Source organism: Salmonella sp. SJTUF14076 (genome assembly GCF_015534835.1).
Classification (GTDB): domain Bacteria; phylum Pseudomonadota; class Gammaproteobacteria; order Enterobacterales; family Enterobacteriaceae; genus Salmonella; species Salmonella enterica.
In genome coordinates this window covers 993,485-1,010,919 of the sequence record NZ_CP064674.1, presented here as the reverse complement: position 1 = coordinate 1,010,919, position 17,435 = coordinate 993,485, and the positions used below count along the sequence as shown (strand labels likewise).

At 50.4% G+C, this 17,435-nt stretch carries 16 protein-coding genes and 1 CRISPR repeat array; of the genes, 3 read left to right on the top strand and 13 right to left on the bottom strand.

What is annotated here, in order from left to right:
• Positions 1 to 12 precede the first annotated feature (12 nt).
• From ftsB to cysD, 5 genes are all read right to left on the bottom strand, one after another.
• Positions 13 to 324, bottom strand: a complete 312-nt coding sequence (ftsB, locus tag HU143_RS04925) for a cell division protein FtsB (protein ID WP_000517480.1) — start codon at positions 322 to 324, stop codon at positions 13 to 15.
• A 190-nt stretch (positions 325 to 514) separates the two neighbouring features.
• On the bottom strand, positions 515 to 838 hold the full coding sequence (locus HU143_RS04920; RefSeq protein WP_001537530.1) for a DUF3561 family protein: 324 nt from the start codon (positions 836 to 838) through the stop codon (positions 515 to 517).
• Positions 839 to 888: 50 nt separating this feature from the next.
• On the bottom strand, positions 889 to 1,494 hold the full coding sequence (gene cysC / locus HU143_RS04915) for an adenylyl-sulfate kinase (RefSeq protein WP_001173659.1): 606 nt from the start codon (positions 1,492 to 1,494) through the stop codon (positions 889 to 891).
• Positions 1,481 to 2,920 (bottom strand): sulfate adenylyltransferase subunit CysN, encoded by a 1,440-nt coding sequence (gene cysN, locus HU143_RS04910; RefSeq protein ID WP_023227571.1) that lies wholly within the window; start codon positions 2,918 to 2,920, stop codon positions 1,481 to 1,483. The genes cysC and cysN overlap by 14 nt, the downstream gene beginning before the upstream one ends.
• Positions 2,921 to 2,929: 9 nt before the next feature.
• Entirely contained in the window at positions 2,930 to 3,838 is a 909-nt protein-coding gene (gene cysD / locus HU143_RS04905; protein ID WP_000372384.1) for a sulfate adenylyltransferase subunit CysD, read from the bottom strand.
• Positions 3,839 to 4,088: 250 nt separating this feature from the next.
• Here cysD and HU143_RS04900 point away from each other — a divergent pair, with 250 nt between their 5' ends.
• Complete coding sequence (locus tag HU143_RS04900) at positions 4,089 to 5,135, top strand: aminopeptidase (RefSeq protein ID WP_023227572.1); 1,047 nt, start codon at positions 4,089 to 4,091, stop codon at positions 5,133 to 5,135.
• Between the two features lie 14 nt (positions 5,136 to 5,149).
• A CRISPR array of direct repeats spans positions 5,150 to 6,215; the repeat unit is 29 nt; unit sequence CGGTTTATCCCCGCTGGCGCGGGGAACAC.
• Between the two features lie 84 nt (positions 6,216 to 6,299).
• On the opposite strand, the gene cas2e is transcribed toward HU143_RS04900, so the two are convergent.
• The 7 genes from cas2e to casA are packed head-to-tail and all read right to left on the bottom strand — an operon-like array spanning position 6,300 to position 12,187.
• Positions 6,300 to 6,593, bottom strand: a complete 294-nt coding sequence (gene cas2e, locus HU143_RS04895) for a type I-E CRISPR-associated endoribonuclease Cas2e (protein ID WP_000062284.1) — start codon at positions 6,591 to 6,593, stop codon at positions 6,300 to 6,302.
• Positions 6,594 to 6,595: 2 nt separating this feature from the next.
• Positions 6,596 to 7,513: a type I-E CRISPR-associated endonuclease Cas1e gene (gene cas1e / locus HU143_RS04890; RefSeq protein WP_000118674.1), complete on the bottom strand. Its 918-nt coding sequence runs from the start codon at positions 7,511 to 7,513 to the stop codon at positions 6,596 to 6,598.
• Positions 7,513 to 8,217, bottom strand: a complete 705-nt coding sequence (gene cas6e, locus HU143_RS04885) for a type I-E CRISPR-associated protein Cas6/Cse3/CasE (RefSeq protein WP_000281414.1) — start codon at positions 8,215 to 8,217, stop codon at positions 7,513 to 7,515. The genes cas1e and cas6e overlap by 1 nt, the downstream gene beginning before the upstream one ends.
• On the bottom strand, positions 8,217 to 8,942 hold the full coding sequence (cas5e, locus tag HU143_RS04880; protein WP_023227125.1) for a type I-E CRISPR-associated protein Cas5/CasD: 726 nt from the start codon (positions 8,940 to 8,942) through the stop codon (positions 8,217 to 8,219). Before cas5e ends, cas6e begins: the two co-directional genes overlap by 1 nt.
• Positions 8,943 to 8,951: 9 nt before the next feature.
• Positions 8,952 to 10,010 carry a type I-E CRISPR-associated protein Cas7/Cse4/CasC gene (cas7e, locus tag HU143_RS04875; RefSeq protein WP_023227126.1) on the bottom strand — a complete coding sequence of 353 codons (1,059 nt, stop codon included), beginning with the start codon at positions 10,008 to 10,010 and terminating at the stop codon, positions 8,952 to 8,954.
• Positions 10,011 to 10,032: 22 nt separating this feature from the next.
• On the bottom strand, positions 10,033 to 10,635 hold the full coding sequence (gene casB, locus HU143_RS04870) for a type I-E CRISPR-associated protein Cse2/CasB (RefSeq protein ID WP_000935106.1): 603 nt from the start codon (positions 10,633 to 10,635) through the stop codon (positions 10,033 to 10,035).
• 16 nt (positions 10,636 to 10,651) lie between these two features.
• The gene (gene casA, locus HU143_RS04865) at positions 10,652 to 12,187 is read right to left on the bottom strand and encodes a type I-E CRISPR-associated protein Cse1/CasA (RefSeq protein WP_023227127.1); all 1,536 of its coding nucleotides are present in this window, start codon (positions 12,185 to 12,187) and stop codon (positions 10,652 to 10,654) included.
• Positions 12,188 to 12,544: 357 nt separating this feature from the next.
• On the opposite strand from casA, the gene HU143_RS04860 reads away from it, so the two are divergent.
• Both HU143_RS04860 and sopD read left to right on the top strand, forming a co-directional pair.
• On the top strand, positions 12,545 to 15,244 hold the full coding sequence (locus tag HU143_RS04860) for a CRISPR-associated helicase/endonuclease Cas3 (RefSeq protein ID WP_023227128.1): 2,700 nt from the start codon (positions 12,545 to 12,547) through the stop codon (positions 15,242 to 15,244).
• Between the two features lie 380 nt (positions 15,245 to 15,624).
• On the top strand, positions 15,625 to 16,578 hold the full coding sequence (sopD, locus tag HU143_RS04855) for an SPI-1 type III secretion system effector SopD (RefSeq protein WP_023227129.1): 954 nt from the start codon (positions 15,625 to 15,627) through the stop codon (positions 16,576 to 16,578).
• Positions 16,579 to 16,665: 87 nt separating this feature from the next.
• Here sopD and cysH read toward each other — a convergent pair whose 3' ends face one another.
• A complete protein-coding gene (cysH, locus tag HU143_RS04850; RefSeq protein WP_001650537.1) occupies positions 16,666 to 17,400 on the bottom strand; it encodes a phosphoadenosine phosphosulfate reductase in 735 nt (244 codons plus the stop codon).
• Between the last annotated feature and the right edge of the window lie 35 nt (positions 17,401 to 17,435).

Here is a 17,435-nt window from a genome sequence, read left to right as displayed (position 1 = left end):
TCCCTGGATGGTTTATCGATGAGTTTGCCCCGCCGTTGCCGCGCGTTTTGAGGCGTCAGGCACCAGACGATAGAAGGTTTCGCCCGGTTTGGTCATGCTAAGTTCGTTGCGCGCGCGCTCCTCTATCGCTTCCTGGCCGCCATTGAGATCGTCAATTTCGGCAAAAAGCTGATCGTTACGCGCTTTAAGTTTGGCGTTTGTCGCCTGCTGCGCGACCACATCATCGTTGACGCGGCTATAGTCATGTATGCCGTTCTTACCGAACCACAGCGAGTACTGTAGCCAGACCAGTAAAGCCAGCAACAGCAGCGTTAGTTTACCCATCCTGCCCCCTGAAAAACGGCATCATCATCCCATAACGTCCTCTGTGACTCCACATTCAGGACGGGATTGCCGCGACAACGCCGGCAAATGTACCACATTTGCCGGATGTTACGTATACCCGAGTAAGGAGAACATAATCTCATTGTTGGTTACGGTTTGAATTATGACCGGAGGCGCAGTGATAACCCATCTACCCTAATAGCCATATAAATAACGCGCCGAACAGCGCGCCTACCGCCAGTAGAGTAAACATAATGCTAAAAAGTATTTTGCCCTTTACCAGCAGATGCAACGCAATGCCGATAATCACCGATACCGGCATTAACGCGAGGAAAAAGGGCCAGGTATAGAGGAAAAAAAACAGCGTGTTAGGGCCATAAAGCAGAAAAGGGATCCCCAACGCCAGCAGCCATGACACAAAGCCGACCACCGCCCCCGGAAATGCACTGGTGGCGTCATCGTCGACCATGAAGGCGTCTGACCTTGTGAAAGTAATGTTATGGCTATTACGCATATTAAATCCTGTAACCTTGACCATACCGGGCATACAAGCCCGGTGGTGTCTCAGGATCTGATAATATCGCGCCGTCTCAGCAGGTCTAATAATTGGGAAACCAAATTTGTTACTAATTGTTCACCATTAAGATGAACCTGGGGCGAGTCAGGCGCTTCGTAAATGGCGTCGATACCGGTAAAGTTACGCAACTCACCCGCGCGCGCTTTTTTATACAACCCTTTAGGATCGCGCTGTTCACAGATAGCCAGCGGCGTATTGACATAAATCTCGATAAAACGATCGTGGCCGACGCGCTCTTTTACCAGTTGCCGCTCGGCGCGGTGCGGAGAAATAAATGCCGTCAAAACAATCAGGCCGGCGTCCGCCATCAGACTGGCCACTTCGCCTACCCGCCGGATATTTTCCTGGCGATCGGCATCGCTAAAGCCTAAATCACGGCACAAACCGTGGCGCACATTATCGCCATCCAACAGGTAGGTACTGACGCCACGATGATGTAACGCCTCTTCCAGCGCGCCGGCCACCGTTGATTTTCCCGAACCGGAGAGTCCGGTAAACCACAGCACCACGCCACGGTGGCCGTGGAGCTGTTCACGGGCGGCGACAGTAACGGGATGAGAGTGCCAGACCACGTTCTCATCATGCAGCGCCATGTTTATCTCCCAGCAAATCGCGGGCGTCCCAGTGCGGAAAATGACGGCGTACCAGCGCATTCAGCTCCAGCTCAAACGCACTGTATTCCACGGGCGGCGTCGCTCCGCGTTCGTCCAGTTCCCGCACCATGCCAGCGCCCACGGTAACGTTAGAAAGCCGGTCGATAAAAATCAGTCCGCCCGTCACCGGATTTTGCTGATAAATATCCAGCGCGAGCGGCTCATCGAATGTCATCTCTACCAGACCAATACCGTTTAACGGCAGGCTCTCGACGTCTCGTTGGGTCAGATTGTTGATATCAATCTGATAGCGAATAGCCTCGATACGCGCGCGGGTTTTCTTACCCGCAAGTTTAACATCGTAGCTTTGGCCCGGCGCCAGCGGCTGTTCCGCCATCCATACCACATCGATCGCAGCGTGCCGCGCAGGTGCCAGCGTCTCGTTTGCCGCCAGCAGCAGATCGCCGCGGCTAATATCAATGTCGTCGTTGAGTACCAGGGTAATGGCTTCGCCCGCACAGGCTTCTTCTTTGTCGCCATCAAAAGTGACGATACGCGCCACGCTGGATTCCACGCCAGACGGCAGCACTTTAATGCGCTCTCCGACTTTGACGCTACCAGACGCCAGAGTGCCGGCATACCCCCGAAAATCAAGGTTCGGGCGATTGACGTATTGTACCGGAAAGCGCATCGGCTGACGGTCTACCGCACGCTGTATGTCTACCGTTTCCAGGACTTCCAGCAGCGTCGGGCCGCTGTACCAGCGCATATTCGCGCTCTGCGCGGCGACATTATCCCCTTCCAGCGCCGAAAGCGGGACAAAGCGAATATCCAGATCGCCCGGCAACTGCTCAGCAAAGGTCAGGTAATCTTCACGAATACGGGCGAAGGTCTCTTCGCGGTAGTCAACGAGATCCATTTTGTTGATTGCCACCACCAGGTGTTTGATCCCCAACAGAGTGGAGATAAAGCTATGGCGACGCGTCTGATCCAGCACGCCTTTACGCGCGTCGATCAGTAGGATCGCCAGATCGCAGGTGGACGCTCCGGTCGCCATATTACGGGTATATTGTTCATGGCCCGGCGTGTCGGCGATAATAAATTTTCGTTTTTCCGTGGAGAAATAGCGGTACGCGACGTCAATAGTAATGCCCTGCTCACGCTCGGCCTGCAGCCCATCTACCAGCAGCGCCAGATCGAGTTTTTCTCCCTGCGTGCCATGACGTTTACTGTCATTATGCAGAGAAGAGAGCTGATCTTCATAAATTTGCAGGGTATCGTGCAGCAAACGACCTATCAGCGTACTTTTACCGTCATCAACGCTGCCACAGGTTAAAAAACGCAGCAGGCTTTTGTGTTGTTGGGCAATCATCCAGGCTTCGACGCCGCCTTCACTGGCGATTTGTTGTGCAAGTATGGTGTTCATGGCGGCTCCTTAGAAATACCCCTGACGTTTTTTAAGCTCCATCGACCCCGCCTGATCGCGGTCAATCATCCTCCCCTGGCGCTCGCTGGTGGTAGAAACCAGCATCTCTTCGATAATTTCCGGCAGCGTTTGCGCGTGGGATTCCACCGCCCCGGTGAGCGGCCAACAGCCAAGTGTACGGAAGCGCACCATCCTTTTTTTGATGACTTCGCCAGGTTGGAGGTCGATACGATCGTCATCCACCATCATCAACATGCCATCACGTTCCAGAACCGGGCGTTCAGCAGCCAAATACAGCGGCACGATGTCGATGTTTTCCAGCCAGATGTATTGCCAGATATCCTGCTCTGTCCAGTTGGAGAGCGGGAAGACGCGTATACTTTCGCCTTTATTAATCTGACCGTTATAGTTACGCCACAACTCTGGACGCTGATTTTTCGGGTCCCAGCGATGGAAACGGTCACGAAAGGAGTAAATACGTTCTTTCGCACGGGATTTTTCCTCATCGCGCCGTGCGCCGCCGAACGCGGCATCAAAACCGTACTTATTCAGCGCCTGCTTTAACCCTTCGGTTTTCATAATGTCGGTGTGTTTAGCGCTACCGTGAACGAACGGATTGATGCCCATCGCCACGCCTTCCGGATTTTTATGTACCAGCAACTCGCAGCCATATGCGTTGGCGGTACGATCGCGAAAGGCGTACATCTCACGGAATTTCCAACCGGTATCAACGTGCAATAGCGGGAACGGTAACGTACCCGGATAAAACGCCTTACGCGCCAGATGCAGCATGACGCTGGAGTCTTTACCAATGGAGTACAGCATGACCGGATTAGCGAATTCCGCTGCCACTTCACGGATAATGTGGATACTTTCCGCCTCCAGTTGCCGCAGGTGGGTGAGTCGTTTTTGATCCATAACCGTTCCTTTGCAATACCGTTTTTTGCTAAACATTTCGATTACACGACTATAGGGAGCGCAGGAGAGTGAATGAAATGACGAATTGGAATGAGTAGTTCCTCAAAGGAATAACGCGGCCCAAAAACCAATATCAAAAAATGCTTAACGTACCGGCTTGCCAGCATTTAGGAGCAAATGAAATTGTATTAACACGATCGCGGTTTCATACTAGCCACGTAAAATTTTGTTCTGTATTTAAGGACTCATTATGTTTTCCGCAACGCGCCGCTTTGCCATCATTCTGGCGCTCGGCGTAGGCTTTATCCTTCCTGCACAAGCAGCATCACCAGGGCCTGGTGAAATAGCGAATACTCAGGCACGACATATCGCCACCTTTTTTCCCGGGAGAATGACGGGCTCCCCCGCCGAGATGTTGTCTGCCGATTATTTACGCCAACAATTTACCCAGATGGGATACCAAAGCGATATTCGAACGTTTAATAGCCGATTTATTTATACCACGAAGGATAATCGCAAAAACTGGCATAACGTGACGGGCAGTACGGTCATCGCCGCCCATGAAGGGCGCGTGCCGCAACAGATCATCATTATGGCGCATCTGGATACGTACGCTCCGCAGAGCGACGCTGATGTCGATGCCAATCTGGGCGGTTTAACGTTACAGGGAATGGATGATAATGCCGCGGGATTAGGCGTTATGCTGGAACTGGCGGCGCGTCTGAAAGATATACCGACCCATTACGGGATTCGTTTTATCGCCACCAGCGGGGAAGAAGAGGGAAAGCTAGGCGCGGAAAATTTACTCAAACGAATGAGTGACGCTGAGAAGAAAAATACGCTGCTGGTGATTAATCTCGATAACCTGATTGTTGGCGACAAGCTCTATTTTAATAGCGGGAAAAATACGCCGGAAGCGGTGCGTACACTGACCCGCGATCGGGCATTAGCGATTGCGCGCCGTTATGGTATCGCCGCCAACACCAATCCGGGACGCAATCCATCCTACCCCAAAGGAACGGGTTGCTGTAATGATGCGGAGGTTTTCGATAAAGCAGGAATATCGGTGCTTTCTGTTGAGGCGACGAACTGGAATCTGGGTAAAAAAGACGGATACCAGCAACGCGTGAAAAATGCATCCTTCCCGAACGGCAATAGCTGGCACGACGTACGGCTTGATAATCAACAGCATATTGACAAGGCGCTGCCAGGGCGGATTGAGCGCCGTAGCCGCGATGTAGTGCGGATAATGCTGCCGTTGGTAAAAGAGCTGGCGAAGGCGGAAAAAACGTCCTGATATGCTGTTGAAACGTGTTTATCCCCGCTGGCGCGGGGAACACGCTTCGAGTGATGGAAAGACAGGAGTTGTCTTCGGTTTATCCCCGCTGGCGCGGGGAACACTGATTTCCCTGTTTTGTTCGTTTTAGTTAACGCGGTTTATCCCCGCTGGCGCGGGGAACACACTGCTACAGCAATAAGAATAGCGATTTCAAACGGTTTATCCCCGCTGGCGCGGGGAACACAAAAACCAGGACTTTCCTTGTTTCCCCGGCCACGGTTTATCCCCGCTGGCGCGGGGAACACCGCACCGCCATGCTCCGGGGTAATCACAGAGACGGTTTATCCCCGCTGGCGCGGGGAACACGCAATAACAGAACGATAGTCACTCACGATTTTCGGTTTATCCCCGCTGGCGCGGGGAACACGTCGCCGCCTTGAGTCGATCGCCGCGCGATTTCGGTTTATCCCCGCTGGCGCGGGGAACACTCGTTATCCTGAATGATGATCCGGACTCCGAACGGTTTATCCCCGCTGGCGCGGGGAACACTTCAATACCGTTGTGAGTGGAGATCAAACGAACGGTTTATCCCCGCTGGCGCGGGGAACACGTTGCATTTTTCAGCGCCGCAGTGTGGACACTCGGTTTATCCCCGCTGGCGCGGGGAACACTCAGGCCACCCCAGAAACGTTCCTGACGCGCTCGGTTTATCCCCGCTGGCGCGGGGAACACGCCTCATCCAGCGCCCCACCATCAGTAACACCCGGTTTATCCCCGCTGGCGCGGGGAACACGTAATTTATTCCTGGATAGTCGCTAATAAAATCGGTTTATCCCCGCTGGCGCGGGGAACACTGCACTATTTGCCCATCTTTTATGGTTCCAAGCGGTTTATCCCCGCTGGCGCGGGGAACACTGGCCCGGATGCGGTCGGACGAACCCGTCGCCCGGTTTATCCCCGCTGGCGCGGGGAACACCAAATGCCCCCCCCCATTACAAGGACAACCGGCGGTTTATCCCCGCTGGCGCGGGGAACACAACCAGACGGCGACCGTCACACAATGTGTGCTCGGTTTATCCCCGCTGGCGCGGGGAACACTCTAAATCTACCCAATTGAATTTAAATACTTTTTTAGCGCACAAAAAACCCACCAACTTTTCCTAATTTTTAAAGATCTATAACTTATTGATTTTCAACAGGTAGAAACGACACCAATCGCAGTCCATCAAGATCTACCGGAATACGTCGATTTACACCAAAAGTCTGAAACTCAAAACTTGATTCTGTATTTGTCGCCCACGCCATAACAACATTTCCCTCATCTGCCAGAACGGAAACCTGTTGCCATATCATCTCGCGGATCTTTGTGGAAACATCACCAACATACACACCAGCTCGAATTTCCAGTAACCAGACGGCCAGCCTCCCCCGCAGACGAGGAGGAACATTTTCGGTAACGACAACCAGCATACTCATCGTTAGGTACTCCGATGACCGGAATCTCCCAACGCAACAGGAAGAGGGATCGCTATGGGTTGTGAATCTTCAGGAGGTAACGGCGGTTGAATTTCCCCTGCCGCGAGAACATCTTCAATAAGAGGAATCAATTTCGCCAATGTTTTTCCACTGCGGAAGATATCCCGGCAGGCAATACGGACATCACGATCAGGCTCGGCAGGATTACGTCGCGCAATTTCAAATGCTTTCGGTACAACGGTCTCAAATTTAATGATATCGGCAATATCATAGACAAAAGAAAGCGGCTTGCCGGTGTGCACAAATCCAATCGCGGGCGCATATCCGGCAGCCAGTATTGCCGCCTCCGTTACGCCATAGAGGCAGGAGGTTGCCGAGCTGATACACTGATTAATGACATCGCCTTTCTCCCAGTCTTTCGGATCGTAGCGACGTCCCTGCCATTTCACGCCATACTGCTTAGCAAGTAGTGCATAGGTTGCCCGCACACGGCTCCCCTCAATACCACGCAATTGATCTACAGAACGACGGCTCGGCGCGGGTTCGCCAAAACGTAATTCAAACATTTTACGCACGACCTTCAGCCGCAAATCTTCATCCAGTGCAAGTTTCGCCTGATAAAGCAATTTGTCGGAACGGGCACCACCAGGCTGCCCCGAAGCGTAAACGCGTACGCCCGCTTCCCCCACCCACACCAGTAACGTACCCACCGTTGCCGCAAGTCGCACGGCGGCATGGGAAACCCGCGTCCCCGGTTCCAGCATGATGCAGGCCACCGATCCAACAGGAATATGGGTACGTACACCCGTTTTATCGATAAGCACAAACGCACCGTCGATCACATCTATTTGTCCGTACTGGAGAAATATCATCGAAACACGGTCTTTCAACGGGATGGGATTCAGCGGCAGCCAGCTCATCAGCGTTTCCTTTTTACCATCAGCATTCCGCAGCCCAGCGCTTTACTTTTACCTAATCCGGAAAATAAAGCCTGTTTAAACAGTGCTGCATCGGTGATACAGAGCGCACCGTTAAAATCAACGCTACTGAAAGTGATCGGTTTTTGCTGGTCTTTACGGACAAAACGATGCTGCTGATACGCTTGCACGCATCCACAATGCGCCTGCAATTCACTGTACTCGTCACCAGCCCACATAGCGAAATCATCAGGTTCCGGTGCAATCAACCGGAAACCATGCTGCTGCCCTTGTTGTTCCAGCCACGCCTGCGCGGCCTGCTGTTGAAGCTCCCACCACCGCTCTTTCTCCACACCATTCGCCTTCGCCTGATGTTTCGCGTTCATCATCACGTCACTGCGCTTACCGTTACGGGTTATCACCGGGTTAGCTCGTAGTTGAAAATCAAGCTCAAGACCATTTGTCAGTTGCGGATTAAATGGTTTGGTTTCAATAAGAAACAGGGAGTGCTGCAATAACGGCGGTATTGCCGAGAGCATAAAAAAGCCGCCATGCGCCTCTTCGCGAAACAGAAACTGACGCAATTCCTGTTCCGGAAAGAGCTGCCATAACCACTGGTGGCTGGCATAAGGCCTGGCTGAATTCCACTTTGCCAACATCTCCGGTCGCAAATTATTAAACCGGAGTTGAATACGAGAAAGATACATTATGTTCTCTCCTGCAACGGCCCATTGAAGCGGGTGTAGCCGCCAAACTGCCAGCGTTGGCGGCTAACTGGCTGGTTATTGCTATGCTGCTTTTGTTGCCAGACCAGACTCTCCTCATCAGGATCATCCCAATAACAAATACCCTCACGCAGGGTAAATCCACTTAATTCCGCTGCGGAAATCTCCTCCACAGCATGGGTGAATACCTCTTTTAAGGTGCCGGTCATTAAACGCGCCGCTAACGGTAACGCCAGCGGGCAGGATTTTCTCCCCAGATAGAGCGGAAAATGCGGTGTCAGCAGCGCCTCTCGCAATTCGCTAAGCGAATGTGGTGCATCAGGCGTGGCGCTTATTGCCACATGCCAGTAGCCGTCGCAGCGATATTCTCGCTGCGAGATAAGCGTCCCCACTTCATCCGGCGCAAGAGTCAGTTCATCCCGGCGCGTGTAATAACGATACTTTTTGTTTTCTCGCGGCGCGCCAACGGTGTGATAATCTCGCAACCAGCGATCTTGTGAAGCCAACGCGTGCACCGCCAGATGATAGTGCCGGTTAAAGTTATTCAGCCGCGCTTCTTCGTCGCGACGAATTCCTAACGCTGCGGCAAGCAGACCCAATAGCGCAGAGCGCGTGGGAACCGTAGCTGAGTGGCGAATCTCGCCAGACGCTTCTTCCCCCCACGACGCCAGCGGCGCATAGAGCTGAAAAACCAGATATTCCTTCATTATTCATCCTTACTGGCTAACAAAGGCCAGTAATTCCGCCAGAGATCCCGTACCTTCCTGAACGTTCAACTCGCGATAATCGTCTGCACAGTTTCCGTATACGCTATCGAAGCTGGCGCGCTGCTGTTTTAAACGGGTTATTGCCGCAGGAATTTGATCGGTATCGCGTACCGGCTGGAAAAATGCCGCCGCCAGAGAACGCGGTTGTTTTTGCCCGACTTCGGCCAACGCATAGGTGGCATAGGCACGAGAAGCGAAGCTGTTTTGTTTACCGGTTGGCGAGACGGTTAACGCTGTTTCAGTGAGTGCCGCGATAGTACGCTTCGCCAGTTCTTCGTTACCACCCAGGTTTTCCACCAGCAGATCGCGGCTGATACAGACATAGGTGTAGAAAAGCGCCGAGGCAAAACCCTGCTCGCCCATATGCCCGGAACCTGCGTCTTCCTCTTTATTATTCAGATCGTCAACGGCGGTGAAAAAATCAGACTCAACGGTCACGGCACTTACGCCCAACGCATGGGATACCTGACAAGCAGCCTCGACGTTGAACTCAGGCGATGACGCCAGCATACGGCCAAACAGCGCCATATCTACGCTACGCTGCTCTTTGCGCAGAAGCTTCACTTCTTCATCGTTAGGTTCGCGTTTGTCGGCAATTAGCGTATCAACCAGTTGTTTAATCAAACTAATTTCATGGTTACTGACGTGAACGATCTGCTCAATTTCGAGATTTTTTTCCGGTTTCGCATCTTTATCACTTTTAAGCTTGCCAAATTGCTTAGCGATTAACTCAGACGAACTCTTAGCAATTTTTTCTTCAATTCCGGCATCTTTCATCGGACGATAAACATAATCCACGCCAATTCGACGAGTACGCTTACCCATAAAGCCATCCAGTGCCGCTTCAAAAGTTTCCGACACCCGCCAGGCACGCTTCAGACTTTGCGACGATACGCGTAAACGCTCAACTCCTCCCATAAACGCGGTCTTCGGTCTGCCAGACTCATCACGGTTCAGGTTAGCGGGCGCATAAGCAGTCAATAAATGCAGTTGAATAAAAGTTGTCATTATCAAATCCTTCTAAAAATGATTATTTGCCACGCGACGTGGAAAGATATTCGTTCGCCCAACGGATGCGATTTCGTTCAAAGGGGTTACGGAATTCCGGCTGATGGTTTTCGCGTCGTTGCCACTCTTCCATCCACAGGAAAATGCCATCGGCAAGTGAAAGAACATTCACCCCCTCCGTACCGCGAATCTTCACTGCCTGAATCAACAACTGGCAAAATGTTTCCGGGTCGGACGCTTTTTGCAAACGTTCAAAACGCAGACCAGAAACGCACGACGTGGAACCTTTAAGCTTTTCCCCTAACTGCGCAGCGAAACTAATATTCGCCTTATGACTCTTAATATGCACAGCGACGCTGACAAACAGAGCCAGAGCCATCTCATCAAGAGGTTGCAGTCGCATATGTTTAAGCAGAGCCTGGCGGAGAGCGTCATGCCCTTCACATATCATTACGCCATATGGCGGCGCCATTCTTTTCAACTCAGCCCGCCAGGCGCGACCGTTGACTCGTTTACCATCCTTGCGCTCATAACGCTCAGACAGCGTAGCAAACCAGTCAAGTAGTGCCTTCTGCGCATCGGGGTGGAGAATTCTGCATAACACTGCTGTATTGCTATTCAGCATATTTGGCTTCCTTCTGTTATTCGACCAGCGCCAACACATCCTTGCGCGCTTTATGTTTACGATAGCTGCTGGCTAAATCCTGTCGGGCCGTCAGCTGGCGCTGCAGGATATCGTCCGGGCAGTCGGGGTTGGTCAGGGCATCACGGTCAAAAACGTGAAATAGATAGTGTGCTAATTCCGCCTCCCACTGACTTACTGCGTGACGAGTCTGTGTATCCTGCCGAAGCGGATCGACAGCCAGCGCCTCTTGCAACGTCCGAAAAGCGGGTTCGGTTTCCTGCCAGAAGGCGATATCCACCATACTAAAATCCATTTTGGCTTCTTTCGGACAATCGAATTTGGCGCTCTTTAACGCGTTCCGTAACAGCGACAGCGACTCACTAGCCAGCACCAGCACAATGTTAAGCGCAGCGAGAAATTGCTCTTCATGGGAAACGCTAATGAGCGGAATTCGGTGCTGATACCAGCAGCGGACCTTGGCCTTATCCATATCCCAGGCAAAGCACCACAGGCTCATTTTGTTCCGCTGACCAGCGGCACGAACGACCTTTGCAGGCTGCATTTTGTTGAACTTATCCTCACGATTGAGCATCAGCCCCAACCAGTCTTTATAACTTAACCCGCCCGGCTGCCCTTTAAACGCCAGCCAGGGTGCGGATGGATCTTTCAATGCCTGCCGATATGGGGAGAAGGGATGTAGCCAACTGTCGTACTGAACGCCATAATTTTTACTACGCATTTGCAGTAGCAGTGATTCGTGATGCTCCCCGCACAAATCGCAGATACCTGCCACAGTGTGGGTGAAATCCAGTTCTATGCGCCGCGGCATCCCCCAGTAGGCTTGCAAGGGGTGCGCATTATCCGGTGTGACCACATTCCCCGCTTTTTCGCTGGTTTTCGTCGGCGCAAGCCAGGGAAAAATGAGTGGATGCTGTGTAACATTCGGCGGCTCTTCCTGCGGCAAAACGTTAAGCCAAAGTTTTTTCCATAGTGGATATTTATCTTCTTCCTGCGGTACCACCAGCGTAGTCAGCGGACCACCGCCGCGCATCCCTACCCGGTAACCCGCCCCGCCGGCAGGTGAATTGGTTTGAATCGCAAATAGCGCTATCGCCGCGCAGTGAGGACATATTTGTTCTACGTTGCCACGTTTTACAAAATGATCTTTATTGAGCTTGAGCGCATTCCCGCCCGGCGCATCCACCAGCAGCCCGGCAATAGAACCATATTCACTATCGAGAGGATCAAAACTTTGCAGGAAGGAAGGTTTTTGCTCGCCGAACTGTAGAGCCAGAGAAATCGTATTTAACGCCTTCTCCCATTGTTCGAATTCGATACTTTCATGCCAGATATCTGCCCATTCTTCTTTATCTTCCGGCGCGACGGTACATTGTAAAATACCAATCAGCATTTGCCATGCCGCCCCCTGAAAGTCAGCCCGAGGATAGGCAAGATCCTGAATGCGGTTATCCAGAAGATCGCGTAATGATATTTTCTTTTTATCGCCGTTTGAGAATATGACGGGAAGCCATTTCTCTTTGGTTAAATCCATACCTTTACTCCTGCAGGGCTATTTATTAAGCCAATTTGGAATATTACCTACCTATAGGTAGGTTCCGTCTTGAGGTATCTCTTAAATACTGTCATCGGAGTTATACTACATTTTCTCGAAGACGAAAATATAAATAAAAAGTAGATACAGTCTTGAATCAGACTATGTATTTTTTATAGTTATCTGTTATCTTTAATACGTTCCCTAAAATTATGGGATAAACCGTAGATGCAGTCTTAATAGCGCAGCGTTCCCCGCGCCAGCGGGGATAACCTAATCCAGACAAAAAAACTGGCCAATTACCCGTATCCCAATTTATTATCGATTTCATTGTAATCCCCCTCCTACAGGAAAAAGATGACACAGATAGAATATCTGGACTACCTCTGCTATTGGGGGAAAACTGATAAATCAACAAAAAACATAATCTGTAATTATCATTTACTGGCATACCATTGCCTGGACGTTGCTGCATGCGGGAAATACATAATAAAAAACAATATATTCAATTCATGTAATATATTAAAGGAATGTAATATCTCAGGTACAAATGCAGAAAACTGGATAGTCTGGTTTCTTGCCAGCCACGATATCGGAAAATTCGCCAGAGGATTTCAAAAATACGCCGAATTCCCAGACTCTCCCTTAGTCTCTCCCGTTAGCGGTGTTTCCGCGTTTGAGAGACATGATTCCTTAGGCTTCTATTTATGGGGTAAATTATTTGAAGCGTGGAGTTCAGGCAGTAATGAAATTATCGCAGGCATTGAACCAGAAAATCGCGCCAGGTTTGAAAGCGCTTTAAATAGCTGGATGCTTATTAGCACCGGGCACCATGGCATCCCGCCGGACACCATGAAAAACAGAAGCTCGCTGGCATTCACCGATGAAGACATTGTCGCAGCAACGCATTATCTGGAAGCATTAAGTGAATTATTTCCTTTCACTCTACCTCAGGAGTGGAAAACCAAAGCAGGGAGAAAATGTTTAAAACAGCACAGTTGGTTTTTCGCTGGGCTTGTCACCCTTGCCGACTGGATGGGCTCGGATGAAAGCCAGTTTCCACTGCTCAGCAGCGCCATGCCATTGAAAGATTATTGGCCTCTCGCTTGTGAAAAAGCCCAACAGGCCATCCTCCGAATGCCGCCGTTATCTCAGCACAGCCATTATCAAGATCACCGGGCATTATTTCCGTTCATTCAGACGCTCACCCCTCTTCAGCAACGGGCAAGCGAACTCGATATTTCAGCACCCGGTGCACAGCTGATTGTCCTGGAAGACGTTACCGGAGCGGGCAAAACAGAGGCCGCGCTGATTCTGACTCACCGTTTAATGTCAGCCAATAAAGGCCACGGTCTCTACGTTGGGTTGCCGACAATGGCCACCGCAAACGCCATGTATCAGCGCCTGGCATCGGCTTATCATGCGCTATTTACCGATGAGTCCAGGCCATCGCTCATCCTGGCACACGGTGGGCGAGAAATGTCGGACTCTTTCCGACAATCCATCTGGCAGCCAACAGAAAATATAGCTGAAGATTATGCCCGTGATGATGGCAACGCGACTACTGAGTGCCATACCTGGTTTGCAGATTCACGCAAAAAAGCGCTGCTGGCGGAAGTCGGCGTAGGTACGCTGGATCAACTCTTAATGGCGGTGATGCCTTTTCGCCATCAATCGCTCCGATTGCTAGGGATGCGCGACAAAGTCCTGCTGCTGGATGAAGTGCACGCCTATGATGGTTATATGGTTAAATTGCTGGAAGGTTTATTGCGCTTCCATGCCGCCCAGGGCGGTAGCGCTATTATTCTGAGCGCTACTCTTCCCGCCGCTTTACGGGAAAAATTACTTAATGCGTTTAGCGATGGCGCGGGATTTATGAGCGCTGGTGGTAGCGATAACGCGGGTTATCCATGGTTAAGCCACCTCACTTCCTCCGGTCTGTTAGAGCAACCACTGGCCACACGTCCCGAAGTCCAAAGGACTGTAGCCGTTAATTGGATACAGCAGCGCCAGGAAGCACTGGACATTATTTATCGCGTTGTGGCAACCGGACAGTGCATTTGTTGGATCCGCAACACGGTTGATGATGCGCTGGATACTTACCAGCAGTTGCTACACGAGGGAATCGTTCCACAGCAGGATCTTTTGCTTTTCCACAGCCGTTTTGCTTTTATCGATCGTATTGCTATTGAAAATAAAACGTTAAACTGGTTTGGTAACAATGCCCCCGTTTCTGAACGACGTGGTAAGGTATTAATCGCCACACAAGTCGTTGAACAAAGTCTCGATCTGGACTTTGACTGGATGATCACCGATCTGGCGCCGATTGATTTATTGATCCAGCGCGCCGGTCGCCTGCAACGCCATATCCGCGATGCCCATGGGCAACGAAAATCTACGCTTCCGGATGAACGCCAGCCACCAGTATTGCATATTCTGGCCCCTCACTGGCAGGAGCAGGCAGAAGAGGGCTGGTTGGGGCAAGAGCTAAAAGGTACCGGCTTTGTTTACGCCGATCATGCCTGCCTGTGGCGTACACAGGCGCTGCTGCGTCAACATGGTGAGATCCGTATGCCGGATAATGCCAGAGCACTCGTTGACGGCGTATACGAGCAGAAAATTGCTGCGCCAGCAGGCTTGCAGACGATCTCTGACGTTGCCTTTGGCAAAGTCCTTAGCCAACGTTCAGTGGCTGCGCAAAATTTATTACGTTACGATCTCGGTTACGATCGGGAAGCCAGCGACTTTTTATGGGATAAAGATAGAGAATTTTCTACCCGTCTGGGTGAAGAGAGTGTTGATGTTTATCTCGCCAGAAAAGACATTGATGGACAGCTACGCCCTTTAGTTGATGAAATAGATTTCTGCTGGGAAAAAAGTCGCTTATCCGTCCGAAAATCATGGTGGCAAAAAAATTCTGGTACATTCCAATGTCCAGATGAGGAAACATTAGCCTGTTTCAGAAAGCGCCACCATCGCCCTTCCGGACAGGTTGTGCTGGTATCTGATGCCGGAGAAGCTAGCTATTACAGTAAACATTTTGGATTGGTTGGATAACGGGTATTATTCTAACTCCGTTGTATAGAGAAGTTAGTACATTAGATTCACTAAAATCTTTGCAGCTTCTCTATCTACATCCATTTCCATGAATACCCTTAATTAAATTTAACTACTTCATTTCATCATACTTTATCTCTCAGCATCAACACCATCCATGACAAACCAAAATTTAAAAAAAACGACCATTTGCGGCGAATCATTTACCTTTTGTCTGAATTATCGTCACCACAAAGGATTACCAACCATAAATGTGCTGTATTAATAATGTCGTTCAAATTCTCTCCTGTAGTAAACTTTATCTGTTTAATAAAAAAGAGCGAATTGAACGATATATTTTACTCCGGATATTGAATAATATAAATTTGAAGGAAAATATTATGCCAGTCACTTTAAGCTTCGGTAATCATCAAAATTATACGCTTAATGAAAGTCGGCTTGCTCATCTGTTAAGCGCAGATAAAGAAAAAGCAATCCATATGGGGGGCTGGGATAAAGTCCAGGATCATTTTAGAGCGGAAAAAAAGGACCATGCGCTGGAAGTATTACACTCCATCATTCACGGGCAGGGCCGTGGTGAACCTGGAGAGATGGAAGTTAACGTAGAGGATATAAATAAAATTTACGCCTTTAAACGGCTACAACATCTGGCCTGCCCGGCTCATCAGGATCTGTTTACTATCAAGATGGACGCTTCTCAGACACAATTTTTACTTATGGTCGGCGACACGGTGATTAGCCAAAGCAATATTAAGGACATCCTCAATATATCAGATGATGCAGTGATAGAATCTATGAGTAGAGAGGAGAGACAGTTATTTTTACAAATATGCGAGGTGATTGGTGCGAAGATGACCTGGCACCCGGAATTACTTCAGGAGTCGATTTCTACTCTACGAAAAGAAGTGACGGGCAATGCACAAATCAAAGCGGCGGTTTATGAGATGATGCGTCCCGCAGAGGCTCCAGACCACCCGCTTGTCGAATGGCAGGACTCACTTACTGCAGATGAAAAATCGATGCTGGCCTGTATTAATGCCGGTAACTTTGAGCCTACAACTCAGTTTTGCAAAATAGGTTATCAGGAGGTACAAGGTGAAGTCGCTTTTAGCATGATGCATCCGTGCATCTCCTATTTACTACATAGCTATTCACCGTTTGCAGAGTTTAAACCAACAAATTCCGGTTTTTTAAAAAAACTTAATCAGGATTATAACGACTATCATGCAAAAAAAATGTTTATTGATGTAATTCTTGAAAAGCTATATCTAACCCATGAACGTTCTTTGCACATTGGTAAAGATGGGTGCAGTCGTAATATATTACTGGTATAAAGATAGTCAGTAATATAACCAATTTAAAATCCGGCTGCCTGCCGGATTTTTCATAACAGCAAGTATAATCATACCGCGTAAGGACAATCACCCTTCATGCAGCCCGCACTCGCGCTTCAGCCCGAAGAAGCGTGTCTCTTCTTCCGCCATACCCGGCTCCCATTTGCGGGTGGTGTGCGTATCGCCCACCGACAGATAGCCCTGATCCCACAGCGGATGGTATTTCAGACCGTGCTTTTGCAGATACTGGTAAACCGTGCGGTTATCCCAGTCGATAATCGGTAGCACTTTAAACACGCCGCGCTGGATAGCGAGAACGGGTAAATGCGCGCGGCTGCCGGACTGCTCGCGACGCAGACCCGCAAACCACGTCTGCGCTTTCAGCTCTTTTAGCGCCCGGTTCATCGGCTCGACTTTGTTGATGTCATTGTATTTCTCAATGCCCTCAACGCCCTGCTCCCACAGCTTGCCGTAGCGCGCTTCCTGCCAGGCCGGACTTTCGCCCGCGCGGTAAACTTTCAGGTTGAGTTTGAGTTTGTCCGTTAGCTCATCAATAAACTGGTAGGTTTCCGGGAACAAATAGCCGGTATCGGTGAGGATCACCGGGATATCCGGGCGAATCTGGTTCACCAGGTGCAGGCTCACCGCCGCCTGGATGCCAAAGCTTGAGGAGAGCACGTATTCGCCGGGCAGATTTTCCAGCGCCCAGGCCACGCGTTCTTCGGCGCTCAGTTTTTCCAGTTGGGCGTTGGTTTCCGCCAGAGCCATTACGCGATCAACTTTTGGCAGTTCATTCAATGCGTTGAGATCGAGTTGGGACATGAGTTCCTCACTGTTTGCCTTGCCTGATGGCGCTG